This is a genomic window from Pseudovibrio sp. POLY-S9, assembly GCF_001431305.1.
Taxonomy (GTDB): domain Bacteria; phylum Pseudomonadota; class Alphaproteobacteria; order Rhizobiales; family Stappiaceae; genus Pseudovibrio.
This window is the reverse complement of sequence record NZ_LCWX01000263.1, coordinates 57,480-61,839: the sequence shown is the minus strand read 5'-3', so window position 1 is coordinate 61,839 and position 4,360 is coordinate 57,480. Positions and strand designations below refer to the sequence as shown.

Genomic DNA, 4,360 nt, shown 5'->3' with positions numbered 1-4,360 from the left:
CGAGAGGAGCCACATCTTCCGGAGCATACAGGATATGCTGAACCGCACGGCCCGCCTCCTTCGCTTCATGGTAGAACCGGCGCGCCAGATCCATATCACCGCCCTCTGGCGCCATTTCACGCATAGCAACAGAAACAGCCTCAGGCTCTACAGCGGCAACAACATCATACTGTTCCTGCGCACTGTACCGGCCAACCGCTTCAGTAGTGATCTGAACAGCCAGTTCAGGGCACTTGGCCGTCACTTCAAGGATAAGCTCCTTGTAAAGACCAGAATCCAGAACATGCTGCCCCTCTGCACCGCGCACATGGGCATGGAGGGCATCAGCGCCCTCCGCTTCCACGCTCACCGCGCAGGCAACGACGTCTTCAATCGTCACCGGCAGCTGCGGATGATCCGCTTTGCCACGACGCGCACCATTTGGCGCACTCATGATGAGCCGCTTTGTCATCAGATAGAAACTCCGGCCTGCGTGAAACTCTCTTTCATTGCAAGGCTTAGCTTCTCGATGATCTCAGTGATATGATTGTCATCAATGATGAATGGAGGAGCAAGAAGAATGTGATCCCCCGTTTTACCATCAACCGTACCACCCATCGGGTAACACATCAGACCAGCCTTCATGGCATTCTGCTTCACTTTCGCATGAAGCTTTAAGGACGGATCAAGCGGCTCTTTCGTATCCCGATCCTTCACCAGCTCAAGAGCACGGAACAGACCACGGCCACGAATGTCAGCCACATATGGGTGCTGACCAAACTCATCATGCAGCGCAGCAGAAAGCTTCTCACCCATGGTGCGCACATGCTCCATACGGCCTGGAGCCGTCAACTGGTCCATCACAGCAGCACCAGCAGCAGCAGCCAGAGAATGCCCCATGTAGGTATGACCATGCTGGAAGAACCCAGAGCCCGTCGCGATAGTATCGTAGATCTCTTTAGAGCACAGCATCGCGCCAAGTGGCTGATAACCAGCACCAATACCCTTCGCAACGGCAACGATGTCCGGACGAACCTCATCTTCGTTACACGCGAAAATATGACCGGTGCGGCCCATGCCACACATCACTTCATCCAGCACAAGCAGGATGCCGTATTTGTCACAGATCTCGCGGATACGTTTCAGGTAGCCCTTAACAGCCGGTACCGCGCCCATGGTTGCACCAACAACAGGCTCAGCAAAGAACGCAGCAACCTTCTCCGGTCCAACACGCAAAATCTCTTCTTCAAGAAGATTGGCGGAACGCTGCCCGTATTCTTCAAGCGTTTCACTCTCTTCCTTGTAGCGATAGGCGTAACAAGGATCGATATGAGACATTTCGATCAATAATGGGCCGAACATTTCACGGCGCCACTTGTTGCCACCAGCGGAAAGCGCTCCCAGCGTATTTCCGTGATAGCTCTGCCAACGCGCAATCATATGCGAGCGTTGGTTTTCTCCCTTTTCAACAAAGTACTGCCGCACAAGTTTAACAGCAGACTCCATTGCCTCTGATCCACCTGAAACCAGATAGACACGGTCAATGCCTTCAGGAGCTTGGGCCACCAGTTTATCGGCAAGCTCTTCCGCCGGCTCACTGCCAAAAAAGCCAGTGTGAGCGAACGAAAACTTATCCAGCTGGTCCTTAATCGCGTCGATCACTTGTTCATTAGAGTGACCAAGGCAGGAAACCGCGGCGCCCCCACAGGCGTCAAGGTATCTCTTACCAGTGGAATCAATGAGGTAGCACCCGTCGCCTTTAGCAGCTGTTGGTAGTGTTACACGGGTATTTCTAGGAAAGATGTGGCTCATTTTACAGCCTCCGGGCTGTAGCTCTGTTGTTCGATTGACCGTCCATAGACACGCAAAACTACGCGTGACATTTTGCACAGGCACCACATTGCCTACGTCAAAGTACTTGTCCATAAAAAACTATGAAATATCTCCAGATTGTGATCGGAGACACCCGCACAAAAGACAGTTGAGATATTTTACTACAAATTCCGGCAATAAAATTAGACGGAGCCACACCCAACTACGCAAAACCCCGTGCAGCTTACGTGAAAGTTACTTAGTCACCGAAAGACTCACTCAGTAAAATCTGAACGACCTAGAGCACGCCCGAAGCCGTACGCCGTGTCTGGCGAAGTATCCAGTGTGGCTTTTTCTGCGAAAACATCAAAAGCGTCATGACCAGCGTCAGCGCTTCAGCCACAGGCAGTGCGTAAAACACACTCATCGGCCCAATCACAAACCACAGGACAACGATCAGCAGCAGCGGCATGACCAGTGACCGAGACACAGCAATCAGTGCCGACTGGGTCGCACAATGCATACCTGTAAAATAGCCGGAAAACGCGATATTAACCCCGTTGAACAGGAAGACAGGCCAGATCACACCAATGATCTCAATCGTCAGCTCTACTGTCGACTGATCTGCATCTCCAACAAAGGCACTTGCCAGCAACATGGGCTGGAAAATCAAAAGGCACGCCAACAGCAAGCCAACAACAAAATTGGTCCCGACCCCAAGCGACAAAAACTGATAAATCCGCCGCGGTTTTCGTGCACCAAAATTGACACTCACCAGAGGCCCAAGCCCCTCACCCACGCCATAAAACACCATGATACCGCTGAAGAACAGATAGTTCACAATGGTGAAAGCAGCCACGCCTTGCGCACCGATTTCGGTGATCAGGATCCAGTTGAACAGGAACACGACAATACCGCCAGAGCTTTCATTGATGAACTCAGACAGACCATTATAGGCAGCCGTGTACATCACTCGCCAGGATCCAAAGGGCCGTAGAAACCGCAACTTGGCGCTTTTATTGGCGAAATGCAAAAGCAGAAACAGCATGCCAGCCTGACTGGCCAATCCAGTTGCCAACGCGGCACCCCAAACGCCCCATCCCAGATACCCGATCATCCAGGCATCCAGCACAATGTTGACCGCAGTGATCATCACCATGCCGGCAAGGGAAAAGTTGGGGCGACCGTCAACGCGGACGAAATGCGATAGCGCAACCGCAAGGCTCAAACCAGGAAAGAACCAGGCAACGGTGAAGATATACGTCTCCACCATCTCAGCAGTTTCTGTGTTTGCACCAAGCATCCGTGCTGCTGTTGGTGTAAAGATAAGCAGCAATGCCGCAAACACCACGGAAAAGGCCAGGACGCTGATCAGTGCCTTCATAAAGATGTTGGAGGCATCTCTTTCCCGTTTCTCACCGATGAACTTGCCTGCCATCACCGCAGCGCCAACGGTCAACATCACCACCACGCCAAAGTAAAGCGCAAACATAGGCGTAATCAGGCTGAGCGCAGCCAATGCCGTCGCACCAACAAAGTTTCCGACAAAGATGCCATCAACAATACTGGCAGAAGCAATGGAAATCATGCCAAGCACAGCAGGAACCGCAAACCGGAAAAATTCTTTCGCCGGATGTCCTTTGGTCATCTGCTCGTTTGCCATTGCCACTGACATGCTTTCACCTTTGCCTACGAGAGCGCTCTCCCGCTTTTCCAATCAAAATTGATAAGAAATTGAATTTGAACGATCGATCAACTTGGACATATGCTCAATTTCATGTTATGTCAAGATTGACCAATTTAAAGAGCTAATCTGGAACGCTATATGGCCTATCTGGCGAAGGAAGAACGCCGCAAAGCAATCATTCTGGCAACGCTGGACGTTGTGAAGGAAAATGGGTTTGCTGGCATCACCACCCGCGCCGTAGCCAAACAGCTTAGCGCCGCAACCGGCATTGTTCATCACCACTTTAAATCACTCACAGACTTAAAATGCGAAGCCCTGCGCTACCTCTCTCAAAAGAACGGCGATAATTGCATCTCGGTCTCCAAAGATCTTCCACCGACACAAGCCCTGCTCCGCCTCATCAGCTTCAATGCAACTCCTCAGGAAAAGGCAGAGACCAGCATATGGATCAGTGCAGCAGATGAAGCCAACAGAGAACCGGAGTTTGCCCGTGTCTACGCTGAAGAAACCAACAAAATCCAGGAATGGATCTGCAACAACCTTAAGGAAGGCGTTCGCACCGGCGAGTACGCCCTCACCTTACCCGCCGAACTTGTTGCATGGAAACTCATGTCACTGGCCTTTAATCTCTACGACGTGTCCAACCTGCCCGACACAGATCTGACGCCAGACATGGCCGTCCAGATCCTTAAGGAAGAACTGAAGTCAACACTCGGCCTCAACAGCAAAGACCTTGCGTCTCAGCTGCTTTCAAGCCATTAAGGTGAGACTTGATCACCGCACAACTTCAGAGAGCTTTCATGAAGAAGATCCTCATCCTCAACGGACCGAACCTGAACCTGCTTGGAATGCGCCAGCCAGAAGTTTATGGCTCCACCACCC

At 51.7% G+C, this 4,360-nt stretch carries 5 protein-coding genes; 2 read left to right on the top strand and 3 right to left on the bottom strand.

All coding sequences use genetic code 11. The features are described 5' to 3' along the window. The 3 genes from PPL9_RS30460 to PPL9_RS30450 form a co-directional block, all read right to left on the bottom strand. Positions 1-451: 3-keto-5-aminohexanoate cleavage protein (locus PPL9_RS30460; RefSeq protein ID WP_161831511.1), on the bottom strand; the 451-nt coding region annotated here is incomplete at its 3' end. Further along, entirely contained in the window at positions 451-1,791 is a 1,341-nt protein-coding gene (locus PPL9_RS30455) for an aspartate aminotransferase family protein (RefSeq protein WP_057466238.1), read from the bottom strand. The genes PPL9_RS30460 and PPL9_RS30455, both read right to left, overlap by 1 nt. Positions 1,792-2,089: 298 nt before the next feature. Beyond that, entirely contained in the window at positions 2,090-3,466 is a 1,377-nt protein-coding gene (locus PPL9_RS30450; RefSeq protein ID WP_057466237.1) for an MATE family efflux transporter, read from the bottom strand. Between the two features lie 150 nt (positions 3,467-3,616). On the opposite strand from PPL9_RS30450, the gene PPL9_RS30445 reads away from it, so the two are divergent. Beyond that, a complete protein-coding gene (locus PPL9_RS30445; protein ID WP_057466236.1) occupies positions 3,617-4,240 on the top strand; it encodes a TetR family transcriptional regulator C-terminal domain-containing protein in 624 nt (207 codons plus the stop codon). Between the two features lie 38 nt (positions 4,241-4,278). After that, the coding region (locus PPL9_RS34750) for a type II 3-dehydroquinate dehydratase (RefSeq protein WP_152986887.1) at positions 4,279-4,360 on the top strand (82 nt) is incomplete at its 3' end.

What these genes read in the sequence shown, in the direction of transcription:
- PPL9_RS30455 (WP_057466238.1), bottom strand. Translation starts at nt 1,791, where the DNA reads ATGAGCCACATCTTTCCTAGAAATACCCGTGTAACACTACCAACAGCT.
- PPL9_RS30450 (WP_057466237.1), bottom strand. Translation starts at nt 3,466, where the DNA reads ATGTCAGTGGCAATGGCAAACGAGCAGATGACCAAAGGACATCCGGCG.
- PPL9_RS30445 (WP_057466236.1), top strand. Translation starts at nt 3,617, where the DNA reads ATGGCCTATCTGGCGAAGGAAGAACGCCGCAAAGCAATCATTCTGGCA.